The organism is Streptomyces sp. NPDC044921 (assembly GCF_056432865.1).
This window is the reverse complement of sequence record NZ_JBWKIF010000005.1, coordinates 371,723-390,688: the sequence shown is the minus strand read 5'-3', so window position 1 is coordinate 390,688 and position 18,966 is coordinate 371,723. Positions and strand designations below refer to the sequence as shown.

16 protein-coding genes and 3 pseudogenes are annotated in these 18,966 nt (G+C 68.3%); 3 read left to right on the top strand and 16 right to left on the bottom strand.

All coding sequences use genetic code 11. The features are described from left to right. Nucleotides 1–160: 160 nt before the first annotated feature. Nucleotides 161–319, bottom strand: a complete 159-nt coding sequence (locus tag AC07DA_RS11095) for a hypothetical protein (protein WP_479126705.1) — start codon at nucleotides 317–319, stop codon at nucleotides 161–163. Nucleotides 320–557: 238 nt separating this feature from the next. Here AC07DA_RS11095 and AC07DA_RS11090 point away from each other — a divergent pair, with 238 nt between their 5' ends. Beyond that, nucleotides 558–1,073, top strand: coding sequence for a hypothetical protein (locus AC07DA_RS11090; RefSeq protein WP_479126703.1), 516 nt, complete (start codon nucleotides 558–560; stop codon nucleotides 1,071–1,073). On the opposite strand, the gene AC07DA_RS11085 is transcribed toward AC07DA_RS11090, so the two are convergent. The 5 genes and pseudogenes from AC07DA_RS11085 to AC07DA_RS11065 all read right to left on the bottom strand — a co-directional run bounded on the left by AC07DA_RS11085 (nucleotide 1,015) and on the right by AC07DA_RS11065 (nucleotide 7,581). Further along, nucleotides 1,015–1,509 (bottom strand): transposase, encoded by a 495-nt coding sequence (locus tag AC07DA_RS11085; protein WP_479126701.1) that lies wholly within the window; start codon nucleotides 1,507–1,509, stop codon nucleotides 1,015–1,017. The genes AC07DA_RS11090 and AC07DA_RS11085 overlap by 59 nt on opposite strands. Next, on the bottom strand, nucleotides 1,506–1,814 hold the full coding sequence (locus tag AC07DA_RS11080) for a transposase (RefSeq protein WP_479126699.1): 309 nt from the start codon (nucleotides 1,812–1,814) through the stop codon (nucleotides 1,506–1,508). The genes AC07DA_RS11085 and AC07DA_RS11080 overlap by 4 nt, the downstream gene beginning before the upstream one ends. 910 nt (nucleotides 1,815–2,724) lie before the next feature. Further along, complete coding sequence (locus AC07DA_RS11075) at nucleotides 2,725–3,483, bottom strand: hypothetical protein (protein WP_479126697.1); 759 nt, start codon at nucleotides 3,481–3,483, stop codon at nucleotides 2,725–2,727. A 235-nt stretch (nucleotides 3,484–3,718) separates the two neighbouring features. Next, nucleotides 3,719–4,078, bottom strand: a pseudogene (locus tag AC07DA_RS11070) (transposase family protein); the annotation flags it as partial. 47 nt (nucleotides 4,079–4,125) lie between these two features. After that, the gene (locus tag AC07DA_RS11065) at nucleotides 4,126–7,581 is read right to left on the bottom strand and encodes an NACHT domain-containing protein (RefSeq protein WP_479126695.1); all 3,456 of its coding nucleotides are present in this window, start codon (nucleotides 7,579–7,581) and stop codon (nucleotides 4,126–4,128) included. A gap of 212 nt (nucleotides 7,582–7,793) precedes the next feature. Between AC07DA_RS11065 and AC07DA_RS11060 the strand changes: the two genes are divergently transcribed. After that, nucleotides 7,794–7,958: a hypothetical protein gene (locus AC07DA_RS11060; RefSeq protein ID WP_479126693.1), complete on the top strand. Its 165-nt coding sequence runs from the start codon at nucleotides 7,794–7,796 to the stop codon at nucleotides 7,956–7,958. Here the strand turns inward: AC07DA_RS11060 and AC07DA_RS11055 are convergent. Then, nucleotides 7,915–8,543 (bottom strand): annotated as a pseudogene (locus tag AC07DA_RS11055) (TetR family transcriptional regulator). The gene AC07DA_RS11060 and the pseudogene AC07DA_RS11055 overlap by 44 nt on opposite strands. A 108-nt stretch (nucleotides 8,544–8,651) precedes the next feature. Between AC07DA_RS11055 and AC07DA_RS11050 the strand changes: the two are divergent. Beyond that, nucleotides 8,652–8,886 (top strand): annotated as a pseudogene (locus tag AC07DA_RS11050) (transposase); the annotation flags it as partial. A gap of 292 nt (nucleotides 8,887–9,178) precedes the next feature. On the opposite strand, the gene AC07DA_RS11045 reads toward AC07DA_RS11050, so the two are convergent. The 9 genes from AC07DA_RS11045 to AC07DA_RS11005 all read right to left on the bottom strand — a co-directional run bounded on the left by AC07DA_RS11045 (nucleotide 9,179) and on the right by AC07DA_RS11005 (nucleotide 18,962). Then, nucleotides 9,179–10,546, bottom strand: a complete 1,368-nt coding sequence (locus AC07DA_RS11045) for a tetratricopeptide repeat protein (RefSeq protein WP_479126691.1) — start codon at nucleotides 10,544–10,546, stop codon at nucleotides 9,179–9,181. Next, a complete protein-coding gene (locus AC07DA_RS11040; protein WP_479126689.1) occupies nucleotides 10,543–11,475 on the bottom strand; it encodes a hypothetical protein in 933 nt (310 codons plus the stop codon). Before AC07DA_RS11040 ends, AC07DA_RS11045 begins: the two co-directional genes overlap by 4 nt. A 61-nt stretch (nucleotides 11,476–11,536) precedes the next feature. Beyond that, complete coding sequence (locus AC07DA_RS11035; RefSeq protein ID WP_479126687.1) at nucleotides 11,537–11,737, bottom strand: hypothetical protein; 201 nt, start codon at nucleotides 11,735–11,737, stop codon at nucleotides 11,537–11,539. 903 nt (nucleotides 11,738–12,640) lie between these two features. After that, nucleotides 12,641–13,093: a hypothetical protein gene (locus AC07DA_RS11030; protein WP_479126685.1), complete on the bottom strand. Its 453-nt coding sequence runs from the start codon at nucleotides 13,091–13,093 to the stop codon at nucleotides 12,641–12,643. Nucleotides 13,094–13,214: 121 nt separating this feature from the next. Next, entirely contained in the window at nucleotides 13,215–13,985 is a 771-nt protein-coding gene (locus tag AC07DA_RS11025) for a hypothetical protein (protein WP_479126683.1), read from the bottom strand. Beyond that, entirely contained in the window at nucleotides 13,982–14,698 is a 717-nt protein-coding gene (locus AC07DA_RS11020) for a ParA family protein (RefSeq protein WP_479126681.1), read from the bottom strand. The genes AC07DA_RS11025 and AC07DA_RS11020 overlap by 4 nt, the downstream gene beginning before the upstream one ends. A 242-nt stretch (nucleotides 14,699–14,940) precedes the next feature. After that, entirely contained in the window at nucleotides 14,941–15,507 is a 567-nt protein-coding gene (locus tag AC07DA_RS11015; RefSeq protein ID WP_479126679.1) for a helix-turn-helix domain-containing protein, read from the bottom strand. Further along, nucleotides 15,504–16,772 (bottom strand): helix-turn-helix domain-containing protein, encoded by a 1,269-nt coding sequence (locus AC07DA_RS11010; protein WP_479126677.1) that lies wholly within the window; start codon nucleotides 16,770–16,772, stop codon nucleotides 15,504–15,506. Before AC07DA_RS11010 ends, AC07DA_RS11015 begins: the two co-directional genes overlap by 4 nt. Before the next feature lie 699 nt (nucleotides 16,773–17,471). Continuing rightward, complete coding sequence (locus tag AC07DA_RS11005) at nucleotides 17,472–18,962, bottom strand: peptide MFS transporter (RefSeq protein WP_479126675.1); 1,491 nt, start codon at nucleotides 18,960–18,962, stop codon at nucleotides 17,472–17,474. Nucleotides 18,963–18,966 lie beyond the last annotated feature (4 nt).

Sequence of the window (18,966 nt, the reverse complement as noted above, 5' to 3'; positions counted from 1 at the left end):
CCGGTCCGGGAGTAACGGCTCGATCCGCGCCCACTGCGCGTCAGTCAACGGCACAACCGGAACAACGACCGACTGATCCAAACGAAACTGCCTAGCCGATCTGCCCTTGCTGCCTCGCTGCACTATGAGCCGGGGGCCCAGAGAGCCGCGCTCGCGGACCCTATTCGCGCCAGTCGCGCAGCCGGTCCGCGATGTCAAACGTGGTCACTCGCAGGGCCTTGAATTCCTGGATCAACACGATCCACTGCTGCTCAGTGCCGGCGGCCGAGGCGGGCTGCGACGACCTGACCGTGTGCGCGTTCAGCGCCTGCTCTCCCATCCCCTTCACCGAGTTCGCCGAGGAGAACTGCCATGCCGGACCTAGCTGCTGCCCACCGCCCCCCACCGCGCCCCGAAGGCGCTCGGGGGCCTGGCCGCCTTCGTGTGTGTGGCGCCATGACTTCAGAGGTCGTTCTCTTTCCGAACCTCATGTGCAGTTTCCGCTGGTCCGGCATGACATGGCGGCTGGCGCGGGAGTCTCGGTCCGTTGCTGATCGAGATGGCGTGGGGGGTGGCGGATGCCGTCGATGCGGGCGGTGCTGGAAGCGCGGCAGAAGGCCGCGGCGGTGCGGGTGGAGGAACTCGAAGCCGAGCTGGAGCGGGTGCGGGCGGCTCTGGTGGAGGCGGAAGAGGTGCTCAGGCGCCGGGTGATCGGCCTGGAGCAGTATCTGGAGGCGCTGGCCGAGGAGGAGGCGCCCGTCGTGGTGGTCGGCAGAGCACTACAGAAGAAGCCGGTGGGGCCGCGCCGGGCGGTGCCCCACCGGGACAACGCCGCCGGGACCGAGGTGTTGTCGGTGGACTACCAGGCGTTGATGGCCGCCGCGGTGGAGGCGGGAGGCGACGGGCTCGGCGCCCGGCGGGCGGCGGTGGTGCTGGGCTGGGACAGTGCGTCCGCCTCCCGCGTCGAGGGTGCCAGGGCACGGCTGAAGAGGCTGGTGGAACGGGGCTGGCTGGTCGAGGGGAAACCGGGCAGGTTCACGCTGCCCGCGGCGGAGCAGGGCTCTGCTGCCGGGCGGCCAGGCGGCGGCTCATGAGGGTGGTCATCGACCACAGGATGACGGCTTCGCTGGTGTCGGTGCGCCGTTCGTAGTCACGGACCAAGCGCCGGCTGCGCAGGCACCAGGCGAAGGATCTTTCCACCACCCAGCGGCGGGGCAGGACCTGGAAGCCCTGGACGTCGTCACTGCGGCGGACGACGTCCAGGACGAGTCCGAGGTGCACGCTGGCCCAGTCGACGAGGTGGCCGGTGTAGCCGCCGTCGGCCCAGACCCGTGACAGCCGCCGGAAGCAGCCCGTCGCCGCCGGCAGCAGGGTCCGGGCGGCGTCCCGGTCGGTCGTGGACGCCGGCGTGACCCGCACGGACAGCAGCAGTCCGAGGGTGTCGGTGAGCAGGTGCCGCTTGCGGCCGTTGATCTTCTTCCCGGCGTCGAAGCCCCGTGAGGTGAGGGCGACGGTGGCGTCCGCCTTCACCGACTGCGAGTCGATGACTGCGGCTCCTGATCACGGCCCTCAGCCCTGCGGACGGACCCGCGCAGCCGGTCGTGCAGTTCGGCGATCAATCCCGCATCCCGCCAGCGGGCGAAGAAGGCATACACCCGTGGCCAGGGCGGGAAGTCGGCGGGCATCGCCCGCCACTTGATGCCGTTGTCGACGAGGTAGCGCACCGCGTCGATCATCTGCCGGTGGCAGTAGCCCTCCGGCCGCCCGCCCCGGCCGGCCAGCCATCCCGGCACCGGCAGCAGATCCCGCACCAGAGCCCACTCGGTATCGCTCATGTCCGAGCCGTACCGGGGCCGGCGCTCCGGCCTGTCGGCTGCGTTCCCGAACCTGTGGGCGAGACAGTCACACCCAGGAGTGGCCGGACTGGACCCGGCGACCGTGACCACGCGACACTTCGACAACAGGGCCTCTTGCTCCTCGCTGGACTCGACATCCGCGAGCTACCAAGAGGCCCTTCTCTCATGCCTTGGCATCAGCAATCTCACCCGATTCAGGGCCCTGTTCGAGGCCGAACGAGCACGCGAACGGATAGAGAACAGCCAGTAAGCACCACCGCTGTAGTGGGCTTGGCGCAGCCGACCCCTACGGATGAGCGGAAACCGCTGTGGTGCTTCCGGCGGAGTACTGGAGCACGTTGGTTCTTCAGCAGGTAGGGCCGCAGTTGCGCGTGGAGACTGACCTTTACAGAGACCACGGGGGCGATAGCGATGGCGATGCCGGGAGGGAGCCGGCGGGCAAGACGGAACGATGCGTTCCCCAGGGGGGCACAGACCACCCTGGAAAACTCCCACAGAAGCACTGAGTCGGTCGGTGAGGGTGTTGATCACGTACGCGGCGGACATGTGTCAGGCTGCTTCACGCGGGACAGCGCAAGTGGGAGTGCTGCGCCAAGCGGCGTGTGGCTTGGCGCGGACGACGGCACGGTGCTCTTTTTCCCGGTCTCTGCCGGCGTCGATGGGTCCCCGCTCCGGCCGGACGCAGCCAATCCTCAACTGGACGCGGATGATCAAGCCACTTTTGATGCCGCGAGTTGGCTGATGCCGAAGCTTCCGCGCGAGCTGATCGCTGAATATCTCGGCCTGGGCCTTTCGAGACAGTGACGCCTGCCCGCGATCACGGGAGCTTCTGCGTGGCGAAGCTAGCGGTCGGGCAAGTCCGAGTGGCACCGAGCGAGGCGTTGGGTTGCTACGCCTCTCTGTTCTCTAGGCGCTGGAGCTGCGCGATCACGGGCAAAAGTGCCTGTCGGCTGGACGGCAGCAGCTCGTGACACTTCGTTGCGATTTCGCGCACAACCTCATCCTGTACTGCAAGGAGTGCATCGGGCTGCCGGAGAACGTTCGTGGCGGTCGTGAGCTGTTCATCCGTGAGTGCCTTGGCAGCCTCAAGGAGTCGCATCATGCGAGGTAGTGCGTCCAACAAGCTTGGCTGGCTGGCGAGGTCGCTCAGGGTCTTGCGTTGCTCCGGGCTGAGGGCTCTGGCTCCCAGAGCGACCTTGCGTACACCTTCGTCGCCCAGCGCATCAAGCGTCTGAAGGCGTGCGAGCAGGCCCTGGATAGTCTCGCGATCGGCGGCGCCTGACTCCACGTTCTGCAGCCTGATGTTGCGCACACCTAGACGCCGTAGCTCTCGGAGGAGATCCAGCTGTGCCTGGGTGTCGTCTTCGAAGGCAATCTCATCATCGACGAAGTACGAGATGCGACGGTGGAAGTATTCAGAGAGTGCCTTCAGGTGGCGCAGCGTAACGTTCGTGCCGGGCTTGCCCGTCGCCAGCTCCCATAGGTACGGACCCGAGATCGGGACGCCGGTCTGCTCCGAGATCTCGCGGGCCAGAGTGTTCCAGGATGGCGGCTTGCCCCCCTCGGTGGCGAGCCCGTCGCGAAGGGCGGTCAGCTTCTCCGCGAGCGTGCGGGGCGCCGCGCTCTCGTCACCGCCGGTATCGGGCATCGTAGGCCCGCCCTCCTCTCTTGGTCAGGTCTCGGTTGCTCTGGCGCGTATGGACAGTATCAGCCATCTACGCATGTGAATATCACCGTGGGAGCAGGTCGCGTCAAGGCGACCTCGCTAGGCCGCAAGTCGCCGAAGAGGACTAGACCGATAGCCCTCCGTTGGCTGGCACGCCGGGGCAGGGTTGAGGGTAGCCGTCTGGATGGGCTCTCTACGGGTGTTTACCCAATTGGGTCAGGGCCTGGTTGAGGGTCTTCCCGGTGGGACTGAGTTCCAGCATGGATCGTCGGATGCCTGTGGGCAGTCAGGGGCCTCCGCCCTGGGAGGCGACGTCGGCAGGATCAGGACGCCCTGGCGCTCGCAGATGCGGATGATGTGGTGGGTGCGGGCAGCAGCCAGATCGTGAGCCCGGCGCGGCAGCGCGGGTGACAGCCACAGCAGCCGGCCGTCCGGATCGGTGACCACCTGCACGTTCACTCCGTGCCAGCGGTGCTTGTGGGAGTAGTCGGCGCGTGAGGCGCCGACCGGGTCGCACTTGGCCAGGGTGGCCAGACGGCGCCCCCAGAACCTGATCCGGACCATGCCGGCGAAGGGAACCCGTCTCGTAGGTCTTTCTTGTGCCCTGGATGCCCCGGCCCCTGGTCAGGGGCCGCCGCGCCACACCCGTTCGATCTCCTGGAACTCCTCCGCGTACGCCCCCGGCGGCAGCGCCGCGCGCAGGAAGGGGAGGTCGGAGGGGCGGAGCAGGCCGAAGGCCGTGGCGGGCAGGGCGGCGAGGATCTCCGGCACGCGGACGCTCAGCCAGTCGTCGAGGCCTAGCTCTGCTGCGAGGCGGAGGAGGTCGATCAGGGTGGCGGGGCGGGTGGCGGCGTTTTCGGAGAGATCGAGCTCTCTGAGCAGCACGTCGAAATCGCGGACGTCACTCGCATTTCCCGGACGGGTCCACCAGCGCCAGGCGTGGGTGGAGTGGCTCAGGCTGGATATCGCCGGGAGACCCAGGGAGGGATGCGCGTCCTCCCAGAACAAGGTGGCGAAGATGGACGGGGGCAGGTCGGGACGTCCACGGTCCACCGCATGGTGGAGACAAGCCAGGAGCGCCCGCTCCATGGCGTCGGTGAGCTGTACGCCAGTCGCCATCAGCGCGTTCGCCAGACGGACAAGGACGGACCCGAGGTCTTTGTCGGACAGGGCGGGGGCATCCTGGGCCATGTGGCAGAGGACGGTGTGCAGGTAGGGGCCGAGCTCCCCCAACGGGAGGTAGGAGGCGATCTCCAGGCAGTGGGTGTACAGGTGGGGCAGTTCGTCGGGGGCGTACACATCGCGGGTCAGGAGGGCGGTGAGCGATTCCACCGACGATGGGTACGCGAGCGATGCAATCGGCAGCTGGAGCAGCAGCGGGTACGTGACACGCAACAGCGCCTCCGGCTCGAAATCCCTGCCGAACGAAAGCCGCCGGATCAAGGGCACCATGGGATCGGAGGAGAGCCGCTCCTCCAGTTCGTCCGACAGGGGTCTGGTGATCCAGGGCAGGCGCTGGAGCGGAACCGGACCTGTGGTGAGGACCAGCTCCCCTGAGAACCCGTCGGCGTGGAGTGTGTTGGTCAACAAGGCCCAGGACTCGTCGGACAACTGGCTCTGCCACGCCAGGGCATGCCGTCGCCAGTGTTTCTCCACGGAGATGTGGGGGAAGAGTTCAGAGGCTTCCAGGTCACCCCCCGCCACCACTGCGATCAGTACCAGGTTCACCTCGTAGACCGCATCCCGGGACGCCCTTCGTCGCGGCATCGGCGCGTACCGAACGGGCGTGCGGTGTTCCGGATCCCAGCCGGCGGCGCGGAAGAGGCCGATGAGCGCGGGTACCAGGCCGACGTCGACATGATCCCGTGGCCAGGCCGCCAGCATGTCCCGCAGGTTGTTCACGAGCTGCGCCCGGTCCGTCAGCGGCGCGAAGGACAGCAGCGCGTACAGCTCGCCGTCGTCCCGGGGCTCGGGGCTGTCGAGGAGCTGGCGCAGGGCCCCCTCGATCAGCCGGGCGGTCAGATGCTCGCCGAAGGTGGCGTGCATGAACTCGTAGCTGCGCAGCCGTTCGTTCGTGACGACGGCCTGTGCCTCGTGGACGAAGAAGAAGCGCCCGAACAGCAGCCCCGAGCCGTCGCCGTCCGCGTCGAGCGCCCGCAGGGCCGTGTCGGCGTCCTCCCCGCTGATGGCCTGGGCGCCGCGATGGAACATGGACAGGGCGATGACGGACAGCCGGTGCAGTTCCCGGTCGACGGCGGCGGCCTGCTCGCCCGGCGGCAGCGGGCCGTCCTTGTCGACCTGGCGGCGGACGAACTCCCGCAGCAGCCGGTCGTACAGCTCGGTGCGGCTGATCTCCTCGTTCTCTAGCCGGCGCAGGGCGTTGCCGGTCGCGTCGTACAGCGCCAGCATGAGCAGCAGCAGGGGCTGGGCCGCGAGATCGCGGTGGGGCAGGACCACCTCGGGGGTGAGCGGCTGCAGGCCGTGCCGCTGGAAGTGGTCCGCGTTGGTGGTGTTCCAGACGGTGAGCCAGCGTTCGATCTCGGGCTCGGCGAAGGGTTCCAGGCGGATCACCTGGCTGTCGGGCGGGATGTCCGCGCGGTCGGCGACCACCGTGCGGTTCGTCACCAGCACGATCACAGGGCGGCCGAGCCGTGCCTCGCGCTCCTGGAACTCCTTGATCTCCTGCAAGTACCCCCACTGACGTGTCCGGTCGAGTTTCTGGGCCCCGGCCTGGAGCAGTTCGTCGAAGCCGTCCAGCAGGACCACGGGCACGGCGTCGGAGGCCTCGGCCCAGTCCGGCCAGAGCACCGCCCGTCCCGTCGCGCGCAGCAGTGCGTGCTCCAGCTGGGTCTGTACGTCCGCCTCGGCGGGCGTGTGCCGCAGCTCCACCCGCAGTGGGCGGAACTCGGCGGCCGGGAGCCGGGCCTGAAGCAGCTTGGTGAGGAGTGACTTGCCGGCGCCGGGATGGCCGAGCACGATGAGGGGTGCCAGCAGGCCGGCCAAGCCCAGGAGATGAGCGGCGAGGAACCGCTCGATGCCGTTGTGCACGGGCCGTTCGTCCCACCACTTGTCCGAGGCGATGTCGGCGCCTGCCGTCGCGTCCCCCAGGCGGAAACGCGGGGTGATGTAGCCGTCCGCGAGACTGGGGAGGCGGGGACCGGAAGCGTCGAGGGGGGCGATCGGCTCCCGGAGCGCCCCGACAGACGCCGTGTGCCCCTTCCGGCCGGCGAACTCCGACAGGAGATCCTCGAGTCCGGCCAGGCCCGGGGCGGCCGACCGGTCCTCGCCCATCACTTCGGGCATACCCGCCACCAGCGCGAACTCCGGGCATGCCCGGGCGAGCGGGGCGGCCAACTGCCGGTATGTGCGGACGAGGCCCGCGTAGGCCTCCTTCGGGATGGTGAACCTCGGCTGCCCGAAAGGGAAAAGGAAGGCCGGCTGCGTCGCGTCCGCCAGGTCGCGCACCATGCCCAGGACCTCAGAAGCGCTGGAGGAGGTCGCGGCCGCTGCCGCTGCCAGCACCACGCGCGCGGCCTGGATTAGTGCGGCCCGTTCCACGCCGTGTGCCGCGCGTACGCGGGCCGGCACGTGCGCCAGCAGGTCGGCCAGGAGACGAGGCTTGCTCTGGAGGTCGTGGGGCGGAGCCACAAGTGCCCGTGCCACGTCTGTCGGCCTGGTGCGCCCCTCGGGCAGCAGCCGCACCGCCTGCGCGACGCCCATGTGGACGCATTCCGCCACGTCCCGTCCCGGCGTGGGCCTCCGCCCCCTCGCCCCGGCGACCGGCCCGCCCCGTCGGACCCGTCCCCGCACCCCGTCCACCGTCAGCTCCAGCTCGGCGTGCCTGCTTTTCCAGTACTCCAGGTCCGGGTTGATGCCCGGAGGCAGGTCCTCGGGGGCCCGCTCCGCGCACAGGCCGACGATCGCCTGGACGACGTCCCAGTCCGGCACCCTGGGCCGCTGCCCACTCAGCAACTCCGAGACCGAGCTGGTGCTCCCCAGCCCCAGCGCGTCGGCGATCTCCCGCTGCGGCACAAGGCACTCGCGGACCAGACGGCTCAGCGACGCCCAGAAGTCCGCCACGGGACCCGATCGTGCGGTCAACGCTCCGCCCCCTTCGGCGCACTTCGGCGAACGTCTCCGAAGCGTACGGCCCGACCTGCGCCTTTCGCCGGGGGTTCGGCGGGATTCGGGGTTCGGCCCGAGCGGCGTTCCGAGGGGCGATGGTCGTCGTCGTACCAGCCGTTGGCCGTCGTCGTACCAGCCGTCGGCCGCCCGCCCGGGAGGGGAACACCATGACCTTTCAGCTGCCCGCGCTGCTCGCCGCCCTCGTCTTCCTCGCCGTCTACGCCGGCGTAGTACTCCCCGCCGTCTGGTCCCGTCGGCCGGCCCGCCGTTCCGCCGCGCTGGAGGTGCTCACCCGGCTGCTGGACGCCCTGCGGCACCGGCGGCAGGGCTGATCAGGGGTGCCGGGCCGTCCGTGAGGTCGATCAGACGGCAGACCGTCTCGATGTCGATCTTCACCTGGGCGATGGAGGCCCGGCCGGAGAGCCAGGTGACGAGGGCCGAGTGCCAGGTGTGCTCGATGACCCGGATGGCCGAGAGCTGTTCGGGGGTCGGATGGTCCAGGCCCATGGCGTCGAGGATGATCGCCGTCGTCTGCCGCGACACCTGGTCGACCTTCGGCGAGACGCTCCGGTCGGCGAAGGTGAGCGCGCGGACCATCGCGTCGGCCAGGTGCGGTTCCCGCTGCAGGGCGCGGAAGGCGCGCATCAGGGTCTCCGTGACCCGCTCGGCGGCCGTCTCGCCCGCCGGGGGTTTCTTCCGCAGGGTGCCCGTGCATGTGCTCCAGCTGGTCCTGCATGCTGGCGACCAGCAGGTGCACCTTGGACGGGAAGTAGCGGTACAGCGTGCCGAGGGGCCACCTGGGAGGACTCGGCCACCTCGCGCATCTGTACGGCGTCGAAACCGCCCTTGCTGGCCAGCTGGGCGCTCGCGTGCAGGATCCGGCGGCGGCGGGCCTCCTGCCGCTCGGTGAGGGCCATGAAGCGGGCTGTCCGGCAGGCGGTCAGGGGAACAGTAAAGGCCCCTGAACTGCAAGGATGAGGATTGTTGAGGTCCTTGTTCCGGCCACCGCCGGAGGCACTTCCCAGATGAAGCGCTCTATCGGATCCTATCTCCGTGTCCGTGTCCAGGACGACGGCTGCCAGGTCGTCTCCCGGGCCGGGTCGGTCCCGCTCGTTGAAATGGTCCGCAATACCGGTCCTGACCAGGCCATACCCCAGGCTCTGGCTCCGTGGCGGAGACCGCCAGCCGTCCACGATGCAGGCAGGCTGCTCCTGGACGTAGCCCTGGGCGGTCGTACTGGGCGGGGACCGCCTCGCGGACGTCGACCCCGCCGACGCTGATGCGCCAACCTCGACGGCTGCGTCCTCGCTGGTCAGACCCTCGGCTGCCTTGCGCTCGATGTCTTGGCGCACCGGCGGCTTGCCCGGTGAGCGCATCACCGGACGTCCCGTCATCATCGACGCCCATCCGGCAGGCCCGTCCGCGTACCATCGGCCCCCTCCGTATCGAGGTGTTGCGACGCCCCTTGCAATCCACCCGGTGGATGACGTGCCGGGTTACTGCCGGCTGTGGCCCTCGGGTCGCTCACCAAGGGAAGGGGGGCGATGCCTGTTCACCTGTCCGCGCACCATTCGTTGAAGGAGGCGTAGTCGGGTGAGGTGTTTCCGTAGACGGCTGCGACGATACGGAAGAGCGGGTCGCCGGTCGCTGCGAATGCCGTCTCCGCTGCGGGGGCGAGGGTCGCGGCCGTTGTCGCGGGATCGAGGCACTGGAGCCCGTCCGGGTCGAACCAGAGGACGGCGGGCAGTGGGAGCAGGTACTTGAGGGACTCCTCGTCGGCGATCGGGAATTGCCGGCCCACGTCACGGATGAACTGCCGGGTCTGCTCGCTGTCGGGTGCAGAGCGCTGGGCGTGGAACGCGAGGGTGACGAGACACGGTCCGTGGAACTGGGACGGGAGAAAGCGGAGCGCATAGGCCAGCATGTCCTGGGCGTTTGGCTGGTTGCTCCGCAGACGCAACAGCGCTTCGTTGACGGCCAGCCACGGGTCTGCAGGGTCGAGCGAATGAGCTTCGTCGAGGGCCTCGCGCGTGGCCGAGGTGTCCCCGGCGACGACAGCAGCACTGGCTGTTTGCCAGGCAGCGGCCGCGTGTTGTCTGCCTCTCTTGAGGGCGGTGGCACGTTCGCGGATCCACGTTATTGATTCCTCGTCCATATCGGTTCGGCTGGAGTCGGCGAGGATTTCCAGAGCTTCGTCGGGTTTGCCGCAACTCAGATAGGCGGCCGCGGCGACCTCGTCCATGCTTTCCTGGTAGGGAAAGCGCTGTTTCATGGCCTCGTAGGCCTGGATCGTCATGAACGGCACCTTGAGCTGATAGGTCATCACGGCGAAATTGAGGTAGTAGGTGCAGTAGTTGGGTTCGATATCCAAGGCGCGCTGGTGAAGCGCGAGTGCCTCCCCCGGGTCACCGAGTTGCGCCAGCAGGGTCGCAGCTCCCACGAGCGCATGAGTGTGCTCCGGCCTCTGTTGCAGCGCCCTCAGGAAGTGGCGCACCGCCTCCGCTGGGCGCCTGTCCTCCTCGGCGGCTGCGGCCGCGCCGAGCGCGAGGTCGGCAGGATCTGGCTTCCGGGGTGGCAGCAGGGCCTGTGCCGCGTCCTGCACCTCGAACCATCCGCTGTGGGACTGCTCCAGCCAGGAGTCCGGTACGGACGTTCCGAAATAGCGCCGGAACTCGGCCTCGTGGAGCATGCGTGCGGCGGCGTCCTTGGCGATCTGCTGCTGGTCACGGAAGACTTTCATGACATGGAGGGTTAACCCGGACACCGTGTTGGTCAGGGGGTGGACGATCCGCTCGGCGCCCTGCCCGAGGAACGGCCCGACACGGTACCGGGCTCCGCCCAGCATCACGATTTTGCCTTCGTACTCGTGTGGGCCGTGCTCTACCAGATCCAGCAGGGTTTCGTCCGATGCCGCACTCACAAGTCCTCTCCCACCTCTCCAGCGTAAAGCTTCAGATAGAGCGGGCTGCCGACAATTTCCTCCTGTCCACGGTTCAGCAGCACGAACACGGTGTCGAACGCCAGAGCTCCGCCACCCATCAGGAATCCACGGATGTCCGAGGTGATGGCATATTTGCCGTCCACCGTTTCGCTGAAGTACCTCAATGAGCAATCCAGCACAAGACCCGGTCGTGACAGACACGCCAGCCTCACCACATCGACAGCCGGGTCATGGAGCGCGGCTTCGTAGTTCTGAGGCTGGAATATGCCAGCGTGGTGCACGTACTGGGAGACCTTCGGTGGCTGCGCACCATCGAGTTCTGTGATGACCCTCCTCCTGGCGAGCCCCGTCAGCACCTGACGCAGTTGCCTCATGAGTTCGGTGCGGTCGAGGGACCCGCCGTGCAGCAGATGCGGCCTTCCGAAGGTGTCACCGCTTCGGAACAGCGCCTCCACTCCCGGATGTTGCGCATCGAGGTGGGCTGTCGAAGCTGCCATTGTCGCGTACAAACGCTGTACCTTGGAGGCTGACACATAGCAGAAGTAGTCCACGGACGAGACGTCAGAAGGGCTCGCCGTCGGCCTTTCGTCGTCGGCCGCTCGGCCGGCGCCGTTCGGCAGCGGCTGACCGCCGTCCGCGCGAATGCCGTTGCGTTCGTCATCCGCATGCAACCACAGACGGTGGAATTCCCGGACGTCACCGTAGAGGGCCCTCACCACCGGTTCCAGTGACGGCCACCGGGGAACCCTCTCTCCCCGGAGGATCTCGCCCACCGTCGCGTGGCTGACGGCTCGCCCGGTACGCTGGGCGATCTGCCGGGTCGACGGTTTCCCGTTCTCGCGGTGCAGATGCTCAATGCGGCGGTGCAGCAGGTCCGCCGCGCTGAGCCTGGCATCGGTGTCGTCCATCGCTCCTCATTGTGCAGGCCCGGCAACTCGCTCGGTGGTGTCTTCTGACTATTCCTCGACTTCACCCGCGCCAACCGCGCCAGACCCCTGGAAGACGCACCGTGGCATAGGCGCGCAGGATCACGGCCCTTTCCGCCGGAGCGCTGCCGCGCAGTGCCAACACCAGTCCCAGGAGCCACATGGTGAGAGCTAACACCGCGATGATGCCGAATATCAGCAGGCCCAAACCCACCGTGCCCGAAGCGACGACTTGCCGGTACATGCAGGCCCCCTTGATAGCTTGAAGCTGTTGGTATCAAGCATGGGAGACCTTTCGACCCCGGGGCTGATGCGCTGCCAATGCCTTCCACCTTCTGCCACTGTCTTCCACCTGCGCGTCAGACAGGCAATGAGATCAGCCCCCTCTCCTTGTGGCGGTCGGTTGCCCGTCGGCATGGCCGCCGCACTGTGCCGGGGGCGCAGGGCGCTCGGATCGCGTTCGGCGCACAGCATCCAGTGACGGCGAGTGTCACCCCGAGCGACCTGAACAGCGACTTGGGCCTGACGACATCAGCGGCAACGCTCACCCGCCGTACGTACTGGCGCGCCTTCCACCCCACGAGCGGCAGCCGCGCCTGCCCCTGCGGCCGCGGACTTCGAGGCCGGGCCGGCTGGACGTGACAGGCCCGAGGAATGGAGACGTCACCACAGGGTCAGCGGGATTCCCGCTTCTTCCGCGGCACGGATTCTCTCTTCGATGCGATCTTGCGACTCGCCGGCTTTGAGGCCCGCCAGGATCGCCGAAGCGATGGCCCCTGTTCGTCCAGCAGCCCCCCGTACGTCTGCGAGTGGACCATGGGGATTGTGCCGCCGTCGTGACCACTCGGCTCGGTTCTCTGCAGCTGTCCCCAGTCGCAGATGGGCGGGATTCGTGCAGCCGTGGAAGTCACAGGTGTGGCAGATGACAGGATCCTCAGCAGAGGACCATCCCGTCCGGGTGACCACACCGTTGGCCAACTGGTAGGCGAAGAGGTGAGCTGGGACCGTGCCTCTGCGAGACGGCCCCGGCAGGCTGGCGGCGCGGAATGATCCATGGCCGGTTGAGCTGACGGCGCCCAGCCATGGCCAGCATTGACCCGCTGAGCGGACGTAGCACTTGGCCTTGAAGCGGGCGACGATGGTCTCGTCAGTCAGCCAGCTCAACCAGAGATCGGCCGGCAGTCGGATCGGTGTCGGGTATCTCAGAAGGGACAGCTGTTCTCTTCTGGCTGACGCGGTCTGTCGCCCTTCGCCGATGTCCGGCAGCGGGAGTTGACCGGTGTGTTCTGTCATGGTGTTTTGTTGCCAAGCTGCTTGGGGTCAGGCGGGTAGCCCTTGGCCCGGAGCCATGCGTCGAGGGCCAGGGCGACATGTCGCCGTGGGGTATCTCGGTGTCGGCGTTGCAGCGGCGGATGCGCCGTTGGAGCTCAAGGACATCAGGAACGGCGTAGTTCAGTTGCCCGCGCTTGGTGTGCCGGCTGTTGATGACCTTCAGGGTGTCCGGGTGGGGAGCAAGCGGATCATCTTGTGACTCAGACTGTGCTTCAAGCGCGTCGGCAACCGCACGCAGCTGGCCGACATAGGTAGTGAAGTTGTGCACGGAGTGGCTCCCGTGGAGGCGACTAGGCGGCTAGCTAGCCGCCTAGTGGACTAGTGGAATAGTCGCCGAAGGGGCGACCAGCCTTCGTGTTGGCGGGTCGCCCCGATCGACGAGCGGTTCGTCAGAACCCGCGGCGGCTCAACCACTCGTCCACTGCCACGCAGACGATGTCACCGATGGGCAGGTGGTCGAGATCGTTGTCGAGCGCGAAGCGCTTGATCCGCTTCTTGAGCTTCAGCGCCGCAGGAACGGATGCGTCGAGGCTTTCCCGCGTGATGTGACGCTGATTGAGGACCGCGGAAGCCTCTGGGATGTCCTTCGGACGGCCCGCCCCCTGCGTCCACGGCGCACCCTCATTCGATGCTGCCCCTGAAGCAGCCTCGCTCTCGTACTGGTGAGCTGCTGCCCCAGCCCTCATAGGGAATGACGTTCCTTGTGCTGTCGGCGCAGCCTCCCGCACGGCCACTTCGGAGGAGCCATACGCGGGTGCAGGGGGAACGCCCGGCACGGGCTGCGGAGAGGTTTCAGATGCCTCGGACGGTGCCTCAGCAGGAGAGGCCACAGGGGGCGCGCCCGACGTGTGGCCAGCGACTCCATCCGCCTGTGCGGCGATCCGGACCTGCTCTGGAGCCTGCGTCGCGGACGCTTCGTGCGTTGTCGCGGGCGACTCGACTGGGTCGGCAGTCGGCCGCGGCGAAAGGCCACTGTCCGCTGTGGAAGGCGGCGCGAGATCGGTGTCGGCGGGGTGGACCTGCTCGGCATCCAGGTGCTCACGGGTCAGCTCGGCCGGAGGCGGAGGCGCGGCTGCCGTCTTCTGGGCGCCGCCGAGCACGTGGCCCTTCGGACGGGAGCGCCGAGCCGGGGGCTTCAGCTTGTCGTTGTTCTCGGTCACGCTGCGTCCAGCTCCTTCATCAGCTCGGCGTACTCGCTCAGCTCGGTCGGCACTTCGCCGAAGGCCTCCATGTAGTGCGCCCAGGAATGGATCACGGTTTCCGCAAGGGGGAACGGTCCGTCACGGTCCTCGCCGAGCCCCTCACCCTTCGGGGGATTCAGCAGGCTCTCCTTGGCCCTACGGGGCAGGCTGGTGCGGTCGTCCGCCTTGACCAGCGCCACGTGGGCGGTGACGTCACGCTCGTTGCGTGCGGCGGCGCGCTCGGCCTCGTCGAAGGTGGCCACGAGCTTGCGGCGCTCGATCTTGGTGGGGGCGACCGGCACGATCAGCCGGTCCGCCTCGGTAACAGCCTCGTGGAAGATCCTGGCGCTGCCGCCGCCAGCGTCCACCACGATCGCGCCGAACTCGGCGCGCTTGGCCTGGATGTACTCGGCGATGTCATCGAACGGATACCGCTCGACCACCAGGTTCTCCGGGATCTCGAAGCCCTCGGCCTGGGCGACCTTGAACCAGTCGTAGGCGGACTGGCTGATGGCGTCGGCGTCCAGGAGCAGCGTGCGCAGCCCGAGGACCACGGCGTAGTAGAGGGCGATGAACCAGGCCGATGTGGTCTTGCCGGCGCCGCCCTTGAGCATTCCGACGACGACCACAAAGGCGTCCCAGGTGCTGGTCTTTGCTGCTGCCAGCGTCTTCTGGCGAGTGAGCTCGTTCACGTGTGCTTGTACTCCTAGAATGCGAAGTTGAGGGTTTTCGTCAGGCAGCGGCACAAGGCTTTGTGTGGAGCAACTGCCTGACGAGGGGCCTCTCCGGGGTGCCTGCCGTCACGGGCAGGCACCCGGAAGTTGGCGTGATCGCCGGTCCTTTGGGGGAGGACGGGCCGGATGCAGCGATCCGCGTGAGTTCTGCTTGCGCCCACCGCGCTGAGCGAGACGCTCGTGCCTCCGTGTCAGGCCGTTCACGGGACGGTCCTACGCTGACGCTGTCCAGCAGAACCGTGGGGCCGCATCCGAGTCCTGGCCTGGCGCAGGAGCCGGTAGACCGTTGCGGTGGAAAGGTTGTGCTCCGCAGCGAGAACCGACACCGCAGCGCCGTTTTCGTACTTCGTCCGAAGCGCCGCCATCAGCTTCTGCCGCTCTGCGGTCTTCGCAGCGGAACGGATGCGCAGCGTCTCCTGTGCCGTGCGCGGTTTGCCGCCGGCCTCGATCAGCAACTGACGGGCGGCCCGCTTCGTCTTGGCCCCAGCGACAGCCAGTTCCGCCAGAGTGGCGCCGTGCTGTTCGTACAGTCGGCGCAGGTGAGTTGCCAGGCGACGGCGCGCCGGAGCTTCACGCATGCGGCGCGTCTCCCACGAGGTGCGCATCATCGTCCCGGCGCTGCGCAGCCGGTTGATGACCGTGCCGTATGAAAGGCCACTGATTTCCACGAGTTCCTGAACCGTGGATCCGGCCTCGTAGCACTTCCGCAAAGCCGCGGGACTGGTGGGCGGTTGATGGTCGCCCTGTACTGGGCGCTGATCCGTCATGCGGCGGACTCCCATTCTCTGAGTGCGTTCGTGTAGGCGGCGGCAAGCTCGTCATATGAGCGCTCGTCGCGCGGAGTGATGAGGATCAAGCGGCCGTCCGTGGCGATCCGCCACTCCGGGTCCGCCACTCCTGTGGCCGGGTTGGTCACGGCTCCGTGCGGCCCGTGCCACTCAGCGGAGATCTCGTCTGGTCTCACGGCAGGAACCAGCACCGAACGGCCATCACGGACCACCACCAGCGCCTTGCGGTACGCCGCCCTTTCAGCAGCGTGGAGAGCCTTGCGGCTGGCTGAGGTCCCTGTCGTTCCGTACTGGTCGGCGATCCGGTCCCAACCGTGCGCAGGCGTCACTGGGAGGTCGGTAACAGCGTCCGGGTGGCTGTTACCGAACCCTTCCAGGGCCCCGGGGGCGAAGGACCAGGTCTCGCCGGTCTGGTGGACCAAGCCATGCCTCAAGAGCCGGTTCAGGGTTCGGTAGGTGGTTGCCCGCGAGACGGACGCTGTGACGACGAGTTCGCTGGCGGTCTGGTGGGGACGGGCATGCAGAGCACCGATCACCATGAGAGCGGAGCTGCCCAAGGCCTGATGCGTGAAGGCGTCGTGCCCCATGAGGCTGCTGATGACGGTGGAATCGACGTCTGCACCCAATCCAGTCTCAGGGGTGTTCCACTCCCCAAGTGCCGGGTCGGGGGGGCACTGAGTGGTACGAGATCGAGACTCGGGTGACTGAATGGCAGCACCAGGTCCGTCGCCGAGGTACCAGGTCGATCCTTCCCTGCCTCGTCCGACCTTCAGCCGGCGCAGCCATCCTGCAGGCACGAGAACGCTTTCGTAGGCCTTCCGCAGGGTCTGCCGCGATACTCCGGCCTCTTCAGCTGTCTGACGTTCGCTGGCCGCGTGCAGGCGGCCACCGGCGATCTCCGCGAAGTTCAGGTGGGCACGAAGCACACGCAGCGCGGTCCTGCCTCGCTCGCCGCGCCATGGGGTGGTCTCGATACGGGCTCGCAGGGCCGCGAGGTCCTCGTAGGACTGCTCGCGTGACTCGACCCGTGCCGTGCTACTGACCGCTGCGCAGGCGTTGTCCCAGACTCGACGGATGTACGACAGAGCGCGAGCCTGGCCCGAGCGCTGCGCTATGTGCTGCGGATGCCTACCGCCCTCGTGGTCCGGGTGCATGAGGAGTTGTGTGAGCTGATCAAGAGTTCCTCCACAACGTGCGACGTGGCAGGCGATGGCGGCGGTGATGCGGTGCCCGTGCTCGGACATGCCCTGGCGGTCACCGCAGCGTACGACCGCTCCGTCACGGTCGAGCTTGCTGTAGCTGCCGGCGGCGTAGCGACCAGTGAGGTCTCCGAGGAGGACCAGGTCGGCGGCGGCCGGAGGGAGGTGGGCGAGTCCCAGGGGCTTGGTGTGACCGCCTCTGACTGCCTGTGGATGCGGTTTTCCTGGACGCGAAGCCTTCTGTGAGTGCTGCCAACGGGGTACGGCGTATGGCATTCTGGGGTCGTCTCGCGAAAGACATGGACGCCACCGGGGCCCGCTAAAACCACGGGTGGTGTCCGGAACCGACCTCCAATCGGTGCCAGCGAAGAGCCTCCAGGATGGCCGTCCTGGAGGCTTTCGTGTGCCTGGCTCCGGTGGAGGCAGGCATCCCCATCGCGGCTCGACCGGGGAGACCGTGAAGGAGTCGGAGTCGTCGGCCTGTCCGACTCCGGACTCCCGGGTCGCTCAGGCGGCAGGAGCAGAGGGGTTGCCTCTGGCTGCCTCTGAGCGACCCGGGTCGATCCGGGGTCGAATCAGAGCGATTTCCTCTGACTGCCTCCGATCGCCTCTGCAACCCGTCCTAGCAGGTCACAGCCGGTTCGCCCCACAAAGCCGCAGGTCAGAAGGGTGCTTCTGGAGAACCCGGCGTACAGCCCGACTCGTCTGCCGCTCCTGCCCCGCCGTGGCCGGCCGGCCCGCCTCCTACGGCACGAGCAACCCCCGTAGCCGCGCAGCGTCGAAGGCGACCGCCGCGCCCACCGCCAGCACGAAGGACCCGAGCAGCAGGAAGTACGCCGCCGGTGACAGCACGGTGGTGAGTCGGAACAGTTGGCCCCCCACCACCACACCCACGGCACCGAACAGGCCGTTCACCGCGAGCAGGCGGCTGGTGCTGCCGGGCGGGGCGACCGTGGCGGCCAGCGCCAGGCCGGCCGGGGCCAGGGCGGTCTCGCCGCAGGAGTAGAGCAGGTAGACCAGGAGCAGCCAGTGCGGGCCCACCCGGCCGTGCTCGGCGAGTCGGGCCGCGACGGCCATCAGCAGGAAGCTGACACCGGCGGCGACCAGCGCGCCCGCGAACTTGACGGGTACGTCGACACGGGGCCCCGCCCGCGGCCAGAGCCGGGCGAGGAACGGGGCGACCAGCAGGACGAACAGCGGGTGCACGGACTGGAACCAGCTGGCCGGGACCTCGAAGCCGAACAGGTCCCGATCGGTGTGCCGCTCGGCGAAGAGACTGAGCACCGAGCCGCTCTGCGCGAAAATCATCCAGAACGCGGCGGAAGCAGCCATCAGCGCGGTGAAGCCGGTCAGCCGGCGCCGGTGGGCCCCTCCCGGCGCGTGGGTGCGGCGCAGGGAGCGCAGATACCAGAAGGGGAGTGTGACCGTGGTCAGGCCGAGCACGGCGAGCACCGCGGTGAGGGGCAGTAGCCCGCACGCCGCAGGCACCACGAGGAGCGCGGCCACCGCCGCCGTGACCCAGGCGGCGCGCCGGAGCACCGCGGCGGCCTCGGGGCGCGGCACCGGGCTGGACGGACGCGCGCCCACCTCGCCGTAGCGGCGCAGACCGCAGACGAACTGGGCCAGGCCCGCCGTCATGCCGAAGGCGGCCGCCGCGAAGCCGAGGTGCCAGGCGACGCGCTCGGCCAGCAGGCCGGTGACGACGGGGGCGACGAGGGCACTGATCTGGATGCACATGTAGAAGAGCGAGAAGGCCGCCTCGCGGCGGCCCTCCCCGTCCCCGCTGACCCCCGCGACCATGGCCGCCATGGCCGGCTTGACCAGGCCCGTTCCCGCGACGACCAGCAGCAGCCCGGCGCAGAGCGCGCCCGGCACCGGCACCGCGAGCACCGCGTGGCCGCAGGTGATGAGCACACCGCCGAGCAGCACGGCCCGGCGTGCGCCCAGGACCCGGTCGGCGAGCCAGCCGCCCGGCAGACCGGCCATGAAGGTGAGCGACATGTAGGCCGCGAAGACCGCGGTGGCCGACTGCGGTGCCATGCCCATGCCGCCGCGCGTCTCCGGGGCGGTCAGGTAGAGGACGAGGATCGCCGCCATGCCGAAGAAGCTGAACCGCTCCCACAGGTCAACCGCGAGCAGCGTGCCGAAGCCGGGCCGGCGGCCGTCCCCTGCCCGTGCCGCGGCGGCGGGGGCGGGGAACGGCGAGGCATCCGCCGGGGTGAGGGACGTGTCCACCGGA

Bases quoted from the DNA above. Each gene is read 5' to 3' on its own strand.
- AC07DA_RS11060 (WP_479126693.1), top strand. From the start codon at position 7,794: ATGACCTTTCAGCTGCCCGCGCTGCTCGCCGCCCTCGTCTTCCTCGCC.
- AC07DA_RS11075 (WP_479126697.1), bottom strand. From the start codon at position 3,483: ATGCCCGATACCGGCGGTGACGAGAGCGCGGCGCCCCGCACGCTCGCG.
- AC07DA_RS11035 (WP_479126687.1), bottom strand. From the start codon at position 11,737: ATGTACCGGCAAGTCGTCGCTTCGGGCACGGTGGGTTTGGGCCTGCTG.
- AC07DA_RS11010 (WP_479126677.1), bottom strand. From the start codon at position 16,772: ATGTCCGAGCACGGGCACCGCATCACCGCCGCCATCGCCTGCCACGTC.
- AC07DA_RS11095 (WP_479126705.1), bottom strand. From the start codon at position 319: ATGGGAGAGCAGGCGCTGAACGCGCACACGGTCAGGTCGTCGCAGCCC.
- AC07DA_RS11080 (WP_479126699.1), bottom strand. From the start codon at position 1,814: ATGAGCGATACCGAGTGGGCTCTGGTGCGGGATCTGCTGCCGGTGCCG.
- AC07DA_RS11015 (WP_479126679.1), bottom strand. From the start codon at position 15,507: ATGACGGATCAGCGCCCAGTACAGGGCGACCATCAACCGCCCACCAGT.
- AC07DA_RS11040 (WP_479126689.1), bottom strand. From the start codon at position 11,475: ATGGACGACACCGATGCCAGGCTCAGCGCGGCGGACCTGCTGCACCGC.
- AC07DA_RS11090 (WP_479126703.1), top strand. From the start codon at position 558: ATGCCGTCGATGCGGGCGGTGCTGGAAGCGCGGCAGAAGGCCGCGGCG.